Origin of the sequence: Sphingomonas tagetis (genome assembly GCF_024211275.1) — a bacterium.
Classification (GTDB): Bacteria; Pseudomonadota; Alphaproteobacteria; order Sphingomonadales; family Sphingomonadaceae; genus Sphingomonas; species Sphingomonas tagetis.
The window spans coordinates 158,265-174,768 of sequence record NZ_JAMLDX010000003.1 but is presented as its reverse complement, the minus strand read 5'-3'; the positions used below and the strand labels follow the sequence as shown (position 1 = coordinate 174,768).

The 16,504-nt window shown below is 66.7% G+C and carries 14 protein-coding genes; 4 read left to right on the top strand and 10 right to left on the bottom strand.

Going from position 1 to position 16,504, the window contains the following annotated elements:
* Positions 1–65: 65 nt before the first annotated feature.
* Positions 66–2,189, top strand: coding sequence for a TonB-dependent siderophore receptor (locus M9978_RS05485; RefSeq protein WP_254291974.1), 2,124 nt, complete (start codon positions 66–68; stop codon positions 2,187–2,189).
* Between the two features lie 75 nt (positions 2,190–2,264).
* Here M9978_RS05485 and M9978_RS05480 read toward each other — a convergent pair whose 3' ends face one another.
* From M9978_RS05480 to M9978_RS05460, 5 genes are read right to left on the bottom strand one after another with little or no spacing between them, the layout of a single operon-like run.
* Positions 2,265–2,732, bottom strand: coding sequence for a hypothetical protein (locus tag M9978_RS05480; protein ID WP_254291973.1), 468 nt, complete (start codon positions 2,730–2,732; stop codon positions 2,265–2,267).
* Between the two features lie 13 nt (positions 2,733–2,745).
* Entirely contained in the window at positions 2,746–3,696 is a 951-nt protein-coding gene (locus M9978_RS05475) for an ornithine cyclodeaminase family protein (RefSeq protein WP_254291972.1), read from the bottom strand.
* A complete protein-coding gene (locus M9978_RS05470) occupies positions 3,696–4,643 on the bottom strand; it encodes an acetamidase/formamidase family protein (protein WP_254291971.1) in 948 nt (315 codons plus the stop codon). The genes M9978_RS05475 and M9978_RS05470 overlap by 1 nt, the downstream gene beginning before the upstream one ends.
* Positions 4,640–5,146 (bottom strand): hypothetical protein, encoded by a 507-nt coding sequence (locus tag M9978_RS05465; RefSeq protein ID WP_254291970.1) that lies wholly within the window; start codon positions 5,144–5,146, stop codon positions 4,640–4,642. Before M9978_RS05465 ends, M9978_RS05470 begins: the two co-directional genes overlap by 4 nt.
* Before the next feature lie 22 nt (positions 5,147–5,168).
* The gene (locus M9978_RS05460) at positions 5,169–5,837 is read right to left on the bottom strand and encodes a M24 family metallopeptidase (RefSeq protein WP_254291969.1); all 669 of its coding nucleotides are present in this window, start codon (positions 5,835–5,837) and stop codon (positions 5,169–5,171) included.
* Positions 5,838–6,033: 196 nt separating this feature from the next.
* Between M9978_RS05460 and M9978_RS05455 the strand changes: the two genes are divergently transcribed.
* The 3 genes from M9978_RS05455 (at position 6,034) to M9978_RS05445 (ending at position 9,519) form a co-directional block, all read left to right on the top strand.
* Positions 6,034–6,981 (top strand): LysR family transcriptional regulator, encoded by a 948-nt coding sequence (locus M9978_RS05455; protein ID WP_254291968.1) that lies wholly within the window; start codon positions 6,034–6,036, stop codon positions 6,979–6,981.
* A gap of 106 nt (positions 6,982–7,087) precedes the next feature.
* Positions 7,088–8,227 (top strand): S-methyl thiohydantoin desulfurase family protein, encoded by a 1,140-nt coding sequence (locus M9978_RS05450; protein WP_254291967.1) that lies wholly within the window; start codon positions 7,088–7,090, stop codon positions 8,225–8,227.
* Positions 8,224–9,519, top strand: coding sequence for a cytosine permease (locus M9978_RS05445; protein ID WP_254291966.1), 1,296 nt, complete (start codon positions 8,224–8,226; stop codon positions 9,517–9,519). The genes M9978_RS05450 and M9978_RS05445 overlap by 4 nt, the downstream gene beginning before the upstream one ends.
* Here the strand turns inward: M9978_RS05445 and M9978_RS05440 are convergent.
* The 5 genes from M9978_RS05440 to M9978_RS05420 form a co-directional block, all read right to left on the bottom strand.
* A complete protein-coding gene (locus M9978_RS05440) occupies positions 9,500–10,828 on the bottom strand; it encodes a neutral/alkaline non-lysosomal ceramidase N-terminal domain-containing protein (protein ID WP_254291965.1) in 1,329 nt (442 codons plus the stop codon). The genes M9978_RS05445 and M9978_RS05440 overlap by 20 nt on opposite strands.
* Before the next feature lie 91 nt (positions 10,829–10,919).
* Positions 10,920–12,398 carry an MFS transporter gene (locus tag M9978_RS05435; RefSeq protein ID WP_254291964.1) on the bottom strand — a complete coding sequence of 493 codons (1,479 nt, stop codon included), beginning with the start codon at positions 12,396–12,398 and terminating at the stop codon, positions 10,920–10,922.
* Between the two features lie 35 nt (positions 12,399–12,433).
* Entirely contained in the window at positions 12,434–13,264 is an 831-nt protein-coding gene (locus tag M9978_RS05430; RefSeq protein ID WP_254291963.1) for a class III extradiol dioxygenase family protein, read from the bottom strand.
* Positions 13,264–13,527 carry a hypothetical protein gene (locus tag M9978_RS05425; protein ID WP_254291962.1) on the bottom strand — a complete coding sequence of 88 codons (264 nt, stop codon included), beginning with the start codon at positions 13,525–13,527 and terminating at the stop codon, positions 13,264–13,266. The genes M9978_RS05430 and M9978_RS05425 overlap by 1 nt, the downstream gene beginning before the upstream one ends.
* Before the next feature lie 62 nt (positions 13,528–13,589).
* A complete protein-coding gene (locus tag M9978_RS05420) occupies positions 13,590–16,442 on the bottom strand; it encodes a TonB-dependent receptor domain-containing protein (RefSeq protein ID WP_254291961.1) in 2,853 nt (950 codons plus the stop codon).
* Positions 16,443–16,504 lie beyond the last annotated feature (62 nt).

Genomic DNA, 16,504 nt, shown 5'->3' with positions numbered 1-16,504 from the left:
CTGGAACGATGCGGCGGGAGATCGGCTTCATCGATCGCCGTCGTGCGCAATCAAGGGGTTGGGAAATGAAAATCGGAGCTTCAGCATTTGAGGGCCGCGCGCTGCGCCGCCTGCTCACCGGCGCGGCGGGGGCCGCACTGATCGCCATGCCCGGGGTGGCGCAGGCGCAGAGCGAGGAACCGGAAACCGACGAAGAGACGATCGTCGTCACCGGCGTGACCGCGCCGACCACGACCTCGACCGGCCTTGCGCTGACCTTCATGGAAACGCCGCAGTCGGTGACCGTCATCGATCAGAAGCGCATCCAGGACTATGCGCTCACCGGCATGAAGGACCTGCTCGACCAGGTCGTCGGCATCAACGTCGAGGATCTCGAGACCGACCGCACCAGCTACAATGCGCGCGGCTTCGACGTCACCAATTTCCAGATCGACGGGATCGGCCTGCCGCTGATCGGCAACCTCACCTATGGCGAGACCGACAGCTTCGTGTTCGACCGCATCGACATCGTGCGCGGAGCCAACGGCCTGACCACCGGCATCGGCAACCCGTCGGCGACGGTCAACCAGATCCGCAAGCGCCCGCTCGCCGATGTCCATGTCAACATCGCCGGCTATCTCGGCTCATGGAACCGCAAGCGCATCGAGGCCGATGTCTCGACCCCGATCGGCGACAATTGGGGCGTGCGCGCCTATATGGCGCACGATCAGAGCAACAGCTATCTCGAGAAATACAGCTACAACCGCGACGTCATCGGGCTGGTGGTGTCGGGCAAGGTCACGCCCGAGCTGACCTTCACCGCCGGCTATAACCGCCAGCATCACGATCCGCGCGCGGCCTCGTGGATCGGCCTGTGGCTCTATTATACCGACGGTACGCCGATCAATTTCCGCCGCTCCGAAAACTCGTCGCCGGCCTGGGCGAAGTGGCCGACGAGCGAGGACCAGGTCTATGGCGAGCTGGCCTATGCGGTCGGCGACTGGACGATCAAGGGCATCCTGACCTACCGCAACTACCAGGACGCGCCGCGCATCCTCAATCCGTCGGGCTATCCGGTCCGGGCCACCGGCTTCTATCTGGGCGACACCTCGGAGTTCGAGACCAACAACAACCGCATCATGGCCGATCTCTATGCCAGCGGCACGTTCGACGCCTTCGGTCAGGAGCACAAGCTGACGGCGGGCGTGAGCTACGCCCATAGCGACCAGAAACAATATCAGGGCCGCGCGGTGGACACCGGCTATGGCCTGGGCGCGGTGCTGTTGCCGAACTTCAACGGCCCCAACCGGTTCAATCCGGCGCTGCCGACCTATAATCCCAAGATGCTGGCGCAGGACCAGATCGACGAGTTGATCCGCGGCTATGTCGCCTCGCAGATCAACTTCACCGACGATCTTCACCTCGTCGCCGGTGCCAGCTGGGCCAAGGTCAAGAGCATGGGCACGAGCTATGGCCAGGTGATCGCGACCGACGAAAGCCAGTTCAACCCCTATGGCGGCCTGTTGTTCGACATCACCGACAATCTGACGGCCTATGCCAGCTACACGACGATCTTCATGCCCCAGACCGAGAACGACGTGAATCGTCAGCCGCTGAAGCCGATCAAGGGCACCAACATGGAGGCGGGCCTCAAGGCCAACCTGTTCAACAAGCGTTTCTATGCGACGGCGACGGTGTTCCGCACCGAGCAGAAGGGCCTGGCGCGGTTCGTCGGCCAGGTGTTCGATCCGGTGTTCGGCAACTTCTTCTATTATGAAGCGGTCAACAAGACGAAGGCCGAAGGCTTCGAGTTCGAGGTGGCCGGGCGCGTGACGCCGAACTGGGAGGTCAGCGGCGGCTTCACAACGATGCGGCTGCGCGACCAGGACGATGTCGATGCGCGCAAGTTCATCCCGCGTCAGACGTTCAAATTCGCCACCACCTACAACGTGCCGGAGCTGAACAAGCTGTCGTTCGGCGCGCAGGTGCGCTGGCAGAGCGATATCGACACCTCGCTGACCGATCAGCCCGCCTATGCGATCGTCGATCTGCAGGCCGGGATCGATATCGTCGAGAATGTCCGGGCGACGGTCGTGGTCCGCAACCTGACCGACAAGCTGTATTTCACCAGCCTCGTCTATGGCGATTACGGCATCGGCCAGTACGCTGCGCCGCGCAGCTTCCAGGCGTCGGTGTCGTACCGCTTCTGATCCGCAGCGCGGGGCAAGGAAAGGGCGGGGGCATGTCGCTCCCGCCCCTTTTCGTTTGCGCGGACGTGTTGGCGTTTATGCGCGGCGCACGCCGAGGAAGCGGTAGTTGCGGTGCCAGTCGCCGTCGAGCCAGAGCAGGTCCAGCGTGCGGCGATCGCCGTCATACCACAAAGTCGGCGCGCTGGCCTTGCCGTCGATGTCCGCGACCGAGCCAAGCCCGACCACCGGGTGCCGGACCTGTACTTGCGGGAAGGCTTCGCCGAACGCCAGGATGTCGCCGATCGCGGCGGGTTCCCAGCCGGCCTCGCGGATGCGCAGCGCGGCGTCGTCGGACGAGAGGCTGCAATTGAAGTGGAACAGCTTCTGCGCCTGCGCGCCATGCTGGTCCGCGGTGACCGGAAACGCCGCTTCGGTCAGTTCCTCATGCCGCCAGCCATAATTGCCGAGCGTAACGCGTTGCTCGAAGGTCAGATCGGCGGGGACCGTCACGCTCGTCTGTTCGACCCGCGCGCCCAATTCGGCGGCAGTCAGTTGGTCGGTCATCTGCATTCCTTTTTCAGAGTTGGATCGTCTGTCCGATCGAGCGTTCGACCGCGCGGCGATAGACGAGGTCGGCGGTCACCAGATCCTCGATCGCATGGCCCATCGCCTTGTAGACGGTGATCTCGTCGGGGGACTCGCGGCCGGGCTTGCGCCCGAGCAGCACCTCGCCCAGCTCGGCGCCATCGGCCGGGTCGATCCCCGTCAGCTCGGCGCAACCCGCCGGCGCCGGCGCGAACGCGATCTTCGCTTCGACATAAAGCTTGTGGTTCGCCGCGATCGCCGGATCGAGCTCGCCGCCCGGCGGCGCGAAGCCGACCGAGCTGACATGCTGTCCCGGCCGCAGCCAGCCGTTGCGGATCAGCGGCTGCGAAGCGCTCGAACACAGGCAGATCATGTCCGACTGGCGCACCGCGGCTTCATAATCGTCGACAACGCGCGCCCGGAAATCCCGGCCTGCCAGCCGAGCGGCGCCGATATGATCGTCCGATCCGATGAAGATCGTCTCAAGGTCGAAATGGCGTGTCATCAGCTCCAGATGCGCCTGCGCCTGCACCCCGGAACCAAGGATCGTCAGCACGCGCGAATCCGGCCGCGCGAGCAGCTTTGCAGCGAGCAGCGAAGCCCCCGCGGTCCGCATCGCGGTAATGTGGTTGCCATCGACCAGCGCGAGCGGCGTGCCCGTCGCTGCATCCATCAGGACGATCAACCCGAAATGCGAGGGGATTCCGGCATGATGATTGCCCGGAAAGACGGTCACCAGCTTGGTACCGATCGGCAGGCCCGGCGCATGGGCCGGCATCAGCAGCAGCTGTCCCGCGCCCTCGACGTGCAATTGTCCACGCGGCGGCGCGGCTACCTCGTCCGCGCTGATTGCCCTGAACCCCGCCGCCAGCGCCTCCAGCAGCTCGTCGATATCGAGCAGCCCGGTGACATCGGCCTCGTTGAGCAGCAATGCTCCCGGCATCAGTCGAAGATCTGGCGTGGCATGTAGAAAGAGACGACGAAGTTGGGCACGTCGACGATCTCGTTGATGCGCAGGTCGCCCGCGACGCTGCACAGCATGTAGGCGTCGGGCGCGCTGAGCCCGTGCAGCTTCGACAGGCGGTCGATCATCCCGCGCACCGCGTCGCGGCTGGCGGTCAGCAGGTCGGGGCCGATGCCCATCGTCGCTTCATAGCCGCGGCTGTCGATATGCCGCGTCACCGGCTCGTGCGTCACGAAGCGCGGGAAGCGCAGATTCTCGCCCTTGACCAGTTCGAGCTTCACCGTCGCGCCCATCGGCGATTCGATCGCGGTCCCGCACACCTCGCCATCGCCCTGCGCGGCGTGCGGATCGCCGAGGCAGAACAGCGCGCCGGGCACCTCGACCGGAAGGTACAGCTCGACCCCGCGCGCCAGGTCGCGCGTGTCCATGTTGCCGCCGGTATGATAGGGCGGCACGGTGCTGAACTCGCCCGGCGCGGCCTGCGCGACGCCGACGATGCCGCAGAACGGCCGCAGCGGGATCTTCGCCACCGAGGAAAACAGGGTCGGGCTGCCGAACCCTCGGTCATAGTGCCAGATGTTCAGCGCCGGATCGGGAAACTCGTCGGCGAGCAGGCCGAAACCGGGAATGATCCCCGTCCACCCCCAGCCGCTCGGCGCGAATTCGAGCAGCGTCACCTTGAGCGCATCGCCCGGCTCGGCGCCGTCGACATAGATCGGCCCGACGATCGGATTGACCCGCTCGAAATCGAGCGTCGCGATATCGGCGGCCGTCGAACTCGCCGAAAGCTGGCCGCACACCGCATCCATCTCGGTGAATTCGAGCACATCCCCCGGGGCGACGGTCGTCACCGGCGGATGCGCGTTCGACCATTTGAGATGCTCGTTCGCCGCATGGATGGTGTGCTTGCAGCCATTGTGCGTCATGCGGTCCTCCTGTGATCACGCGACACCACGCGCCCCCCGCCGCGCCAGCCGCGCGGGTAGGTCACCGAATAGGCCTCGAGGTCCCAGCCCTGCTCGCGCCAATAAGTATCCACCGCCCACAGCTCGCCTGCGGCATCGGCGACGTAGAAGAAGAACCATTGCCCGCGGTCGGCGGTCTTGAGGAACTCATAGATCTGCGCCAGCGCGATGCGCGCGCCATGCTCGCCGCCGAGCGCCGCGAAGATCGGCCCGTCGACCGAGCTGCGCACCAGCCGGTACTGGTAGAGCGTCTCGGCTGGCACCTGCCGCTCGATCACGTCGAGGAAATGCGCCGTGAAATCGTCGCCGAGATAGCGGATCGGCAGCTCGCCCGCGCGGTCCGCGACGAACTTGTCGCGCGCGACGAACCGGTCGGCCGCCGGCAGGTTGAAGGGCTCGCCGACGATCTCCAGCAGCCCGCCGGCAACCATCGCGGCCTCGACGCCAGTGTCACGCTCGCTCATGCCTCGGGCCAGTCGACGAAGGTCATTTTAACAGCAAATCCTCATAGAATGCGCTGAACGGGCGGTCGGGGTGGCGGATCTGGATTTCCAGCACCCACAGCCCGTCGCCCGGCGCGTAATCGGTATCGATCAGCGCGCCGTCATGCTTCACGGCGTGCGGAAAGTCGGAGAGGCGGTGGCCCGGCATGTCGAGGTTGAGCACCCAGCCCAGCCGCGCCGCCTCGGCCTGCGCAAAACGATAAAGCGACGCCCCGCTCAGCCCCTCGTCGCGCCAGCGCGCGCGCGTCGCCTCGAATACCGCCTTCACGTCGCGCGCCGCCTGGTGCATCGCCGCGTCGTTGCCGACCACGAAGGTCGCGCCGGCATCGCCCTCATGCCCGCGCCACACCGGGCCGATATCGATGAAGAAGATGTCGTTCTCGCCCAGCACCATGCCGGGTTCGGAGCGTTCACCGAAGTTGAGCAGCGTGTTGCGCCCGAACCGGACATGGATGCCGTGCCAGCCGCGCAGCATGTCGGCGTCCTTGAGCGTGCGCCGCATCAGCGCGACCGCTTCCTCCTCGGTCATGCCGGGGCGGATCGCAGCAGCGACGGCATCCATCGCAGCGCGGGTCCGCTCGCGCGTTTCCAGCATCACCGCAGGATCGAACCGCGTGCCGTTACGCTCCTGTTCGGCCTGTACGCACCCCACCCCGTTCGTCTCCGCTTTTCGCCCTTGAAAGCTGCGAGCCGGACCCGCCGCGTTCAATGACAAATTGGATATGGCCTCATGCCACGATCCGGTCTCGCTCGCGGGGGCCAGACCATGTCGGGAAACGGGGTCCAACCTTGTTACCCCGTCACAAAACTGTATCTTGTCGGACAAGCGCCGGGCTGAGGGAGGTCGCATGTCGCGCCTGACATTGTCGCAGCTGTCCGCGTTCATGAAACTCGCGGAAACGTCGAGCTTTCGCGACGCCGCGAACGAACTCGGCGTGTCGCAGCCCGCGCTCAGCCGGACGATCCAGCATATCGAGACCCGCGTCGGCGTGCGCCTGTTCGACCGCGACACCCGCACCGTGACGCTGACGCCGGCGGGGGAGAAATTGCGCCCGCTCGCCGCGCGGCTGCTGGGTGATTACGAGACCGTGTTCCGCGAGCTGCAGGAGTTCGTCGAGGGGCGGCAGGGCCTGATCCGCATCGCCGCTTTGCCCTCGGTCGCCTCGGCGCTGCTGCCGTCCGCGATCCAGAGCTTCCAGACTCGTTTTCCCGGCGTGCGGGTCGAGATCTGGGAGGATGTCGGCGAGCTGGTCCACAATGTCGTGCGCGACCGCGCCGCCGATTTCGGCATCGCGCCGCCGCCCGATCTGTCGAGCGACCTGCGCTATCAGGAGCTGCTCAAGGACACTATCGGGCTGGTGTGCCGCGAGGACGATCCGCTGGCGGCGGTGGCCGAGCATCAATGGTCGGTGTTCGGCGACCACCGTTTCATCGCCATGTCGGAGGAGACCGGCATGTCGGCGATGGTCGAGAATGGTCTCGCCGAAGCCGGGGTGGTGGTCGAGCGGCTGTTCAACTGCTCGGCGGCGACCACCGCGGCGGCGTTGATCAAGTCCGGCCAGGGGATTTGCGCGCTGACCCGGCTGACCATGGCCGAGATCGGCTCGCCGGCACTGGTGTGGCGGCCGCTTGTCGATCCGGTCGTGGCGCGCTCGATCGGCATCGTCCGGCACAAGGCGCGCTCGCTCTCGCCCGCCGCGCAAGCATTCGTGCGCGAACTCGAACGCCAGGCGCGCATCATCCGCACGGGCGAAACGCCCGCCGCCCCGGCACTGGGCCTCGTCCACAACGCCTGACCGCGCCGCCGCCCGGTATCGACTGATAACCAATGCCGCATTGCCGCTCTGCGGCGGCACCCGCACACTCGTCGTCTGGATTGCTCGTTTCGAGGACGAATGCGGCATGGCAGGGCTGGCCCCGGCAAGACTGGACGAACGCGCGCGCATCGGCGCCACCGCACTCGGCGATCTTGCGCGCGGTGCGGCGTTCCTCGGCTCGGGCGGCGGTGGCGACCCCTATCACAACCGGCTGCTCGGCGAAGCGATGATCGCCCGCCGCGGTCCGTTCGAGCTGATCGCGCTCGACGCGCTCGCCGACGACGCGCTGGTCGTGCCGTGCGGCTGGATCGGCGCGCCGACCGTGTCGGTCGAGAAGCTGCCCAACGGCAATGAGGCGCTGCGCGGGCTGCGTCGACTCGAAGAGCTGCTCGGCCGCCGGATCGACGCGGTGCTGCCGATCGAGATCGGCGGCGGCAATGGCCTCGCGCCGCTGATCGCCGCGGCGCAGCTCGGCATTCCGGTGGTCGACGCCGACGGCATGGGCCGCGCTTTTCCCGAATCGCAAATGTCGATCTTCAGCATCGCCGGACTGTCGGCCTGCCCGTCGGTGATGACCGACGCGTCGGGCGCGCTGGTGATCATCGAGGCGGCCGACAATCACACGCACGAGCGGCTGGCGCGGCAGCTGTCGATCGCGATGGGCGGCGACGCGCACATGACCGAATATCCGCTGACCGGGCGGCTGGCGAAGGCTCACGCGATCCCCGGCTCGATCTCGACCGCGATCGCTGCCGGCGCGGCGATCCGCCAGGCTCGCGCGGCGGGCGAAGACCCGTTCGAAGCGCTGTTCGCAGCGTTGCGCGCGTCGCCGCTCTATCGCTTCGCCGGCGCGCTGTTCGACGGCAAGATCACCGATCTCGAGCGCGAGACCACGCGCGGTTTCGCGATCGGCCGCGTGACGATCGAAGGCTTCATGGGCGCAGGCCGGCTCGACATCGAATTCCAGAACGAGAATCTGGTGGCTCGGCGAGACGGCAAGATCTGCGCGATGGTGCCAGACCTGATCACGATCATGGACCGCGAGACCGCCGAAACCATCACCACCGACCGGCTGAAATACGGTCAGCGCGTGAAGGTCGCCGGCGCCGCCGCGCCGCCGATGCTGCGCGATGCGAAGGCATTGTGGATGGTCGGACCGTCCGCATTCGGGCTTGCCGAAGCGTTCGTGCCGATCGAGAAACTGAACGGGTGGGAGGACCTATGACCACAGCCGCATCCAGCGACGAATATGCGCACAGCCCCGTCATCGGCCAGATGGCGGGCTGGCGCGTCGCACTGATCGTCGCCAGCTTCTCGATCGGCATTCCCGATTTCTTTAATGGCGCGCAGAACGCGCTCGCGCTGGGCCTGCCCGCGGCGGTGGCGGCGGCGCTGCTCGCCAGCCTGATCCTGTTCCTCGGCTGCTGCTTCACCGCAGTGGTCAGCGTGCGCACGCGGCTGTCGACCTATCCGTTGGTGCAGCGCTCGTTCGGCCGTCACGGCGCGGCGTTGATCAACACCGTGATCGCACTGATCCACTTCGCCGCGTTCGGTATGAATGCCTCCTTCTTCGGCGAAGCGCTCGTCTCGGCAGCGCAGATCAACGGCGTGCCCGCCAACTGGGCCGCGTTCGTGATCCTCGGCGCCGTGCTGGCGGCGAGCGCGACGCTGGTCGGCATCCGCGCGCTCGAATGGCTGGCGCTGCTGATCGTGCCGGTGCTCGGGCTGATCTTCGTCGCCATCGCGGTGGTGGCGATCCAGAGTCACGGGCTGGTCATCGCGCCCTCGCCCAACCCGCCGACTCCGATGACCTTCGGCGTCGCGACATCGGCAGTGGTCGGCGCCTATATGCTCGCGGTGGCGACCATGCCCGATCTGTCGCGCTTCGTGCGCACGCCGCGCGGCGCGATCGTCAGCATGGCGCTGTCCTTCCCAATCGCGACCCCGCTGATGATGACCGCCGCGGCATTGCCCGCACTCGCCACCGGCGAGCCGAGCGTCAACAAGCTGATCGTCTCGCTCGGTCTCGGCACGCCCTTGCTGTTCGTCGTCGCGCTGCCGATGATCATCGTCAACGCGCTCAACCTTTATTCCTCGACGCTGGCGCTCGGCACCACGCTGCCGCGTGGGCGGCCATGGATGTTCACCGTGGCCGGGGCCACGATCGGCACCGGCATCGCGCTGGCCGGGATCATCAACTATTTCATCCCGTTCCTGGTGTTTCTGAGCCTGATCATCCCGCCGATCGCCGCAATCTATGTGATCGACAGCTTCACGCTGTTCCGCAGCACCGATCCGGCGCAATCGATCCGCAACCTGCCCGCGGTGCGCTGGGAGGCGATCGCGGCGTGGCTGGGTTCGCTCGCCATCGTGCTGGCGCTGCGCGAAAGCGTCACGCTGACCACCGTCCCGGCGCTCGACGCCACCATCGTCGCGGCGATCGGCTATGTCGGCTTGCTCAAGCTGCGCGACCGGTTCCGCCAGCCGGAGCCAGCGCCTAGCGCCGCGCAGCCTTGATCAAATCGAGGCTGCCGCTGAGATAGCCCTGCTCGGCACAGCCGGCTTTCGCAGTTGTGGCGGTCGCTTCATAGGTGTTGTGCGGATAGGCCGCGTCATCGACCACGAAGCGCATCGGACCGAAGGTCAGCGCGACGATCCAGGTGTTGGCGACCGGGGTCGCGCGGTGCAGCTTCGCGCCGAGCGCGGGCGCGACATTGGCGTCGGTCTGCACGATGGCGAGATCGCCGATGCGCAACACGCCGAGCTCGAGCTTCACCGGATCGGCATCGCGCGTGCGGAAGTCACAGGCGGGCAGCTTCGAGTCCGGCGAATAGGCGCAGCGGTCGGGCAGGTTGAACGGTTGCGTCGCCTTACCAGGGCAGATCAGCGGCTTCGATGCGCCGCCGACCGACACCGCTTCGGCGCTGGTGGTCATGGCGCCGGCCACCGCCAGCGCTTCCTCGGCCAGCACGCTGCCATAGGTCTGGAGCAGTTCGAGTGCGTGCCCGCGGCGCTGGGGTTCGGGTGTGTCGTCGGCGCGGTAGAAGGGTACGCCCGCCGCGCCGATCGTGAACAGCACGGGCGCGCCGCCGCTACGCGCCTCGATGATCCGCGCCGCCACGCCTGGCACGTCGCCGCTGATCTCGCCCTTGATCGCCATCGCGACGACCGGCTCAAACGCATAGTTCAGCAGGAACGCGATCGGCTTGCCGTCGAGCGTCTCGAACTTGACCACGCCCAGGCGGTGGTCGATCGGCTCGGTACCGGTGCGGTCGACATCGGCGATGTAGCGCCCATGCGCGGGCGACCAGACGTTGCGGTTGCCGACCAGATGCGCCTTGCCGCTGCCGGTCCCGGCGCGTGCGGGCTGAAGATTGGCGACCGCCTGCCGCACCGCCTGCACCGCCGCGACGGTCACCTGCTCGACGAATTTGGGCGAGCCGGGCAGGATGATGCCGATCCCTTCCGCCGCGACGCGCACGGCATTGTGGGTGTGGGTGGTGCCGAGCACGATCTGCTCGCGCGGCACCTTCGCCTCGCGCGCGATCCGGGCGATGATGTCGGCGGCGACCGGCGCGACGATCGTGGGGACGTCGGCAATAACGATGACCGCGCGCTTGCCGTCGCTCTCGACCGCGACCGCGCGCAGATAGATGCGGTCGGCGACCGACTTGTACGGCGCGGGCAGGTCCGCGATGGCCGGGGTGATGTCGATCCGCGCGGCGCCGGCTTTGAGGCCGGTTGCCGGTTGCGGCGGCGGTGCGGCGGAGACGGTCAGCGCCAATGCACCCAGCGCAGCCGCGATCCGGCTCAAGATACGCTTCATCGCTTCGCTCTCCCTGACATCGTTGACAGGACGATAAGCGGCGAGGCTCCCTCACCGGAATTGAAAGCCGGGTTCACCCGATAACTTCGGCTCAGCGCGCCCGGGTCGTCATCGCCGCCCCGGCATCGCCCGGCAGCCGCACGAACCACGCCAGCGAGATCAGCGAGACCAGCGCGATGATCGGGAAGGATGGCGTGACCGTCGCGGTCGTGAGCGAGGCAGCGTCGCTCGCCGTCATCAGCGCGTACAGCAGGATCGCGGCGAGCGCGGTGCTGACCGACTGCATCAGATGCTGCACGATCGCCGAGGCGGTGGTTGCGCGGCCCATCTGCGCGTCGCTCATATCGGCGAACGCCAGTCCCGAGGTGCTGGTGAACTGCAGCGCGCGGAAGAAACCGCCCGCCGCGAGCGCCACCATCACCAGCCAATGCGGTGTCGCGGGCGAAAACAGCCCATAGCTCGCGAAGATCGCCGCCGTGATCAGCCCGTTGACCACGACGACCCGACGAAAGCCGAAGCGGCGCAGGATCGGCGGCGCGGTCGCCTTCATCACCAGCGACCCGACCGCGGTCATGAAGGTCATCAGCCCGGCCTCGAACGCCGACATGCCGAACGCGACCTGGATCAGCATCGCCAGCAGGAACGGCGTCGCGCCGGGAATCAGCCGGAAGAACGCGCCGCCGATCACCGCCGCGTTGAAGGTGCGGACACCGAACAGAGAGAGATCGACCACCGCATCGGCGCGGCCCCGCGCATGCAGCCAGTAGAACACCATGCTGACGACCGCCGCGACCGCGCAACCCGTAAGCAGCACCGCCGGCACGTCGTCGCGCATGACATTGTCGAGCGCATAGATCAGCGCGCCCATCCCGACGCCCATCAGCGCGATCCCTTTCCAATCGATCCGCGTCACCGGCTGCGCGGGCACGTCCGGTACATAAGCGCGCACCAGCCACAGCGCCGCCACCGCTACCGGCAGGTTGAGGTAGAAGATCCAGTGCCAACTCAGGAACGTCACCACCGCGCCGCCGAGCAATGGCCCGGCGAGCGGGCCGAATTGCGAGGGCATGGTCAGCGTCGAGAGCGCACCGACCAGCTCGTGCCGCGGCGTGCTGCGCAGCAGGATCAGGCGACCGACCGGCGCGACCATCGCCCCCGCGCACCCCTGCACCAGCCGCGCGGCGATCAGCTGCGGCAGCGTCTGCGCCAGCCCGCATGCCGCCGACGCCGCCGCGAACAGCAGGATCGCCACCATCAGCAACCGCTTCGCGCCGAACCGGTCGGCGAGCCAGCCCGACACCGGCAGGAACACCACAAGCGCCAGCAAATAGGCGGTGATGACGATGTTGAGCCGCAGCGGTTCGGCCGCCAGATCGCTCGCCATCGCGGGCAGCGCGGTGACGACCGAGCTCGCGTTGAGCGTCGTCATCAGCAAGGCTGTCCCGACGATCGACGGCACGATCCAGCCGCGAACCAGCCGCGCGCGCCGGTCGTCGAGCGCCGCCGCGGCCTGCGCCGCCTCGTCGTCGGCGAGATCCCCGCTGATGATCTTGTCGGGCTGCTCGCTCATTCCTGCGCGCTAACGCGGCCAACCGCCGCCGTCATCTATCGCGGTTCGATCAGCATCATGGCGCCGCCGGTGTGCGAGATCGGGTTCTGATAGACGCTCGAGATCACATCCACCTGGCCCGCCACCGCGCCGCGCATCGCGATCCACGTCATCAGCTCCAGCCCCTGCGCACCCGCCAGATCGACGATCTCGTCATTGGTGTAGCGGGTCAGCGCCTCCGGGTCGGAGACGATCCGCTCCATCGTCATCCGATCGAACGGCTCGTTGATCTTGCCGAACTCGCCCAGTTCATGGCTGAGCCCGCCACTACCAATCACCAGCACATTGGCGTCCTGTGCGAACGACTTGATCGCCCGCCCGATCGCCTGGCCGAACTTGTAGCAGCGCAGCGGCGTCGGAAGCGGCGGCTGGACGCCGTTGATTACGATCGGGATCACCGCGACCGGGACGTCATGCCCGGGATAGAGCAGGTCGAGCGCGGTGATGCCGGCATGATCGAACAACATCTCGCGGCACACGCTGACATCGAACTCGTCGGCGACCAGCGACTGAATCAGGTGCCACGACAATTCGGTGGCGCCGCGGAAGCTGCGCGGCTCGGGCGGCCCCCAGCCCTCGTCGGCATTGCGGTATTCGGTCGCGGCGCCGACCGCGAAAGTCGGCATGTTGTCGAGCGCGAAGCTCAGCCCATGATCGTTGTAGAAAACGATGGCGACATCGGGCTTGCGCTCGCCCAGCCAGTCATGGACCGGAGCATAGGCCTCGAAAAACGGCGCGAACGGCACCTCGGCCTGCTTGCCCGCCGCAAGGGTGCGGCCGATCATCGGCACATGCGAGGTGCCGAGGCCGCCTGCGATCCGCGCCATCAGACCGCCCCCGCCTTCTTCACCCGGTCGAGCTTGGCCAGGAAATACATGTTGCCGCCGAGCTCGAACAGCATGGGCTTGTTGCGCGAGACGACGGCCTCGGTCTCCTCGGCGTTCAACCCGAAGCGCGCGCAATAGCCCGCTTCGTCGGCGGCGAACGCCGCGCGGTTCTCGGCCCGGTTGAGCGTGTGGCACATCTTGTTGAGCTCATAGCCCTTGAGCGCCGCGCCCAGATTGAACTTCCCTGCCTCGACCTTGCTCATTCACGGTTCACTCGACTGGCCTGTCGCCCGCCCCGGCGCGAACCGGGGCGGGCGAACGGCGGTTACATCTTCAGCTTCACGCCCGCGGTCCAGTAGCGCCCACGCACATCGTCGCCGACCGCATAGCCGTCGCGCAAGCCTGCACGCGTGCCGTTGCCGGTGAACGCACCGATCGGCGGATCGGCGTCGAAGATGTTCTGAACGTTCACATAGAATTGCATCTCGCCGAACTTCGACGGAATCTCATAGGCGATGTTGATGCTGGTCGTGCCGAACGCCGCCATGTGGTTGCTGCCAGCCGCGAAGATGCCTTCGTTCTGCAGCTTCAACGCGTTACGCCAGCGCTGCATCAGGTCGATCGTGACATTGTCGTCGGGCTTGAGCCGGACGAAGCCCGTCAGCCGCACTGTCGGCGTCGCGGCAAAGCCGACCGGGCCGAACGCCGCGCCCGCCTGATCGCGGCTCGCGACATTGGGCTGACGGAACCACAGATGCGGCTGATACGCGCCGAGCAGACGGACGTTGAGCGGCATGCCGCCGACACGGCCATTATAGTTGATCTCGAGATCGGCGCCCCAGGTCTTGATCTCCGAAATGTTGAACAGCCCGTTATAGACCGCGGTCCAAGCATTCGCCGCCGAGGTGTCGCTGAAGCTGCCCGGGCGCCGCTGCAGGTCGCAATAGGGCGAGGTGCCGCCGCTGCTGTAGCACGCCTGCTGGAACGACGGCTCGCCGCCGTTGACGGCGAGGATCGCGTCGCTGACCACGATCTGATAGCCGTCGAGCGCGATGCTGAGCTGCGGCGTCGCCCGCCACACCACGCCGCCGGTGATCGTCTTGCCGATCTCGGCCGTGAGGTTCGGATTGCCGCCGTTGATCGACGGGATGGTCGGGCTCTGGCCGGTCAGCAAATCGGTGCCGACGACGTTGACGACGAAGCGCTCGGCGAACAACTCGTAGAGCGTTGGCGCGCGGATGTCGCGCGACCAGGTGCCGCGGAAGCGCAGCGTGTCGGTCAGCTTCCAGTCGGCGCCGGCCTTCCAGGTCACGTAATCGCCGCTGGTGTTGTAACGCGTGAAGCGCACCGCACCGTTGACGTTGAGCGAGCCGATGAAGCTGTCCTTGAGCAGCGGCACATCGGCTTCGCCCGCGACTTCCCACACCGTCTGGCTGACATTGGGATTGGCCGGCAGCGTCAGGAAATAGTTGGTCTGCGTCGCAGCGCAGTTGAAGCGGATGCCGGCGCAGTTGACGAACATGTCGGACGTTGCGTCGGAGGTCGCGCTGAACGACACGCGGCGCCACTCACCCGAAACCGCGACGTTGATCGGCCCGGCCCAGGTGTCGAACGGCGACACCGCGACGCTGCCTGAAATATCGTCCATCAGCGTGACGGCGCGATAATTGGTCGTGCCGAACACATAGTCGAGCGCGGCCTTGCTCTCCGACTGCGGCCCGAACGGGTTGAGCGGCACGCAGCTGCCGTAAGTCGCCGGGTTGGCGATCGCCGCCTGGCAGATGATCTGTGCTGGATTGGCCGGATTGACGACCGCGTCGAGCGCCGCCGCCAGCCGTTGCTGATTGAGGTTGTTCTCGACCCGCGTCTTCAGCTCGGCCCGGCCGTGAATATAGTCGAACTGCCACTTGAGCGGCCCGAGATCGCCGGCGAGGCCGGTGTTGATCATCCACTGATCCGAATCCGACACCGAATGCTGGCGTCGATCGTCGATCGTGTCGCTCATCGTCTTGCGGAAGCGGAAGGTCGTACCGCCCGCCGCCAGCTGAGTCTGTAACGCAGCCGGCAGGAACGGATTGTTGCTGGTCAACTGGACGTTGTTCAGGCGGAAATATTCGGCCCAGTTCTCGTTACGCTTGAACGTGCCCGAGAACTGAACATAGGCGCGCACTGCATCGGAGAAATCATAGTCGAAGCGCGCGAACGCCTGATGCGATTCGAGCGGCTGGAGGAGCGAGCTGTCCCAATCGCCGCCGTCGCCGCCGACCTGCAGCGCCGCAGTGCCGGTCGCCGTGCCGTTGACGAAGGCGCTCGTCGTGGTGGGGGTGCGGAACACCTGATTGGTCAGCGGCCCGGTGGTGATGACGCCGCCCGCCGGATAATCGCGCTGGCGCAGATTGGTGTAGAGCGTGAAGGGAAGCGCCGTCGTGCCGGCACCCGCAACACCGACCAGATCCATCCACGGACGGTTCGAACGGCGCGTGATGCCGGTGCCGTCATGATATTGATAGCTCGCCTCGAAATGCCCGTTCTCGCCGAGATTCGTGCCCCAGGCGACGCCGGCATCGAACTGACGCGCATCGCCATATTCGGAGATGCCCATGCTCGCTTCGAGCTTGAGGCCGTTGAAATTGCGGTCGAGCACGTAGTTGACCACGCCGGACACCGCATCGGAGCCATAGACCGCCGAGACGCCGCCGGTGACGAGATCGACCCGCTGCACCAGCATCTGCGGGATCAGGTCGACATCGACCGCGCCATTGAACAGCGTCGGCGGGATGCGCAGCCCGTCCATCAGCACCAGCGTGCGCGTGATGCCCAGGTTGCGCAGGTTGAGCTGGTTGGCCGAGCCGTTGCCGCCCGAGGCGCTGCCGCCGGTCGAGGGGTTGCTGCCGGCGCCGCGCGAGCCGGAAAAGACCGGCAACGCATTGAGCGCGTCGGCGAGGTTCGCGCCGGGCTGTGACGCAAGCAGATTCTCGGTCTGGATGACCGTCACCGGCGACGGGCTGCTGTTACCGTTGCTGATCACGCGCGAGCCGGTGACGACGATGTCGCGGTCACCCTCGACCGGGGCGTCGCCGGTATCGGCTTGCGCCTCGGGCTGCGCAGCCGCGGCGGTTTCCTGCGCGTGCGCGACGTTGCCGAGCGACAGCAGCGAAACGCCCGCAAGCAGAACCAAGTTATGGCGTGAAATAGTCATTTCCCCTCCGCTGAATTCATCGTCATTGCTTGTGACAATCT

Coding starts and splice junctions, on each gene's coding strand:
- M9978_RS05485 (WP_254291974.1), top strand. CDS start 66: ATGAAAATCGGAGCTTCAGCATTTGAGGGCCGCGCGCTGCGCCGCCTG.
- M9978_RS05475 (WP_254291972.1), bottom strand. CDS start 3,696: ATGCCGGGAGCATTGCTGCTCAACGAGGCCGATGTCACCGGGCTGCTC.
- M9978_RS05430 (WP_254291963.1), bottom strand. CDS start 13,264: ATGGCGCGGATCGCAGGCGGCCTCGGCACCTCGCATGTGCCGATGATC.
- M9978_RS05450 (WP_254291967.1), top strand. CDS start 7,088: ATGGCAGGGCTGGCCCCGGCAAGACTGGACGAACGCGCGCGCATCGGC.
- M9978_RS05455 (WP_254291968.1), top strand. CDS start 6,034: ATGTCGCGCCTGACATTGTCGCAGCTGTCCGCGTTCATGAAACTCGCG.
- M9978_RS05470 (WP_254291971.1), bottom strand. CDS start 4,643: ATGACGCACAATGGCTGCAAGCACACCATCCATGCGGCGAACGAGCAT.
- M9978_RS05465 (WP_254291970.1), bottom strand. CDS start 5,146: ATGAGCGAGCGTGACACTGGCGTCGAGGCCGCGATGGTTGCCGGCGGG.
- M9978_RS05440 (WP_254291965.1), bottom strand. CDS start 10,828: ATGAAGCGTATCTTGAGCCGGATCGCGGCTGCGCTGGGTGCATTGGCG.
- M9978_RS05425 (WP_254291962.1), bottom strand. CDS start 13,527: ATGAGCAAGGTCGAGGCAGGGAAGTTCAATCTGGGCGCGGCGCTCAAG.
- M9978_RS05435 (WP_254291964.1), bottom strand. CDS start 12,398: ATGAGCGAGCAGCCCGACAAGATCATCAGCGGGGATCTCGCCGACGAC.
- M9978_RS05480 (WP_254291973.1), bottom strand. CDS start 2,732: ATGACCGACCAACTGACTGCCGCCGAATTGGGCGCGCGGGTCGAACAG.
- M9978_RS05445 (WP_254291966.1), top strand. CDS start 8,224: ATGACCACAGCCGCATCCAGCGACGAATATGCGCACAGCCCCGTCATC.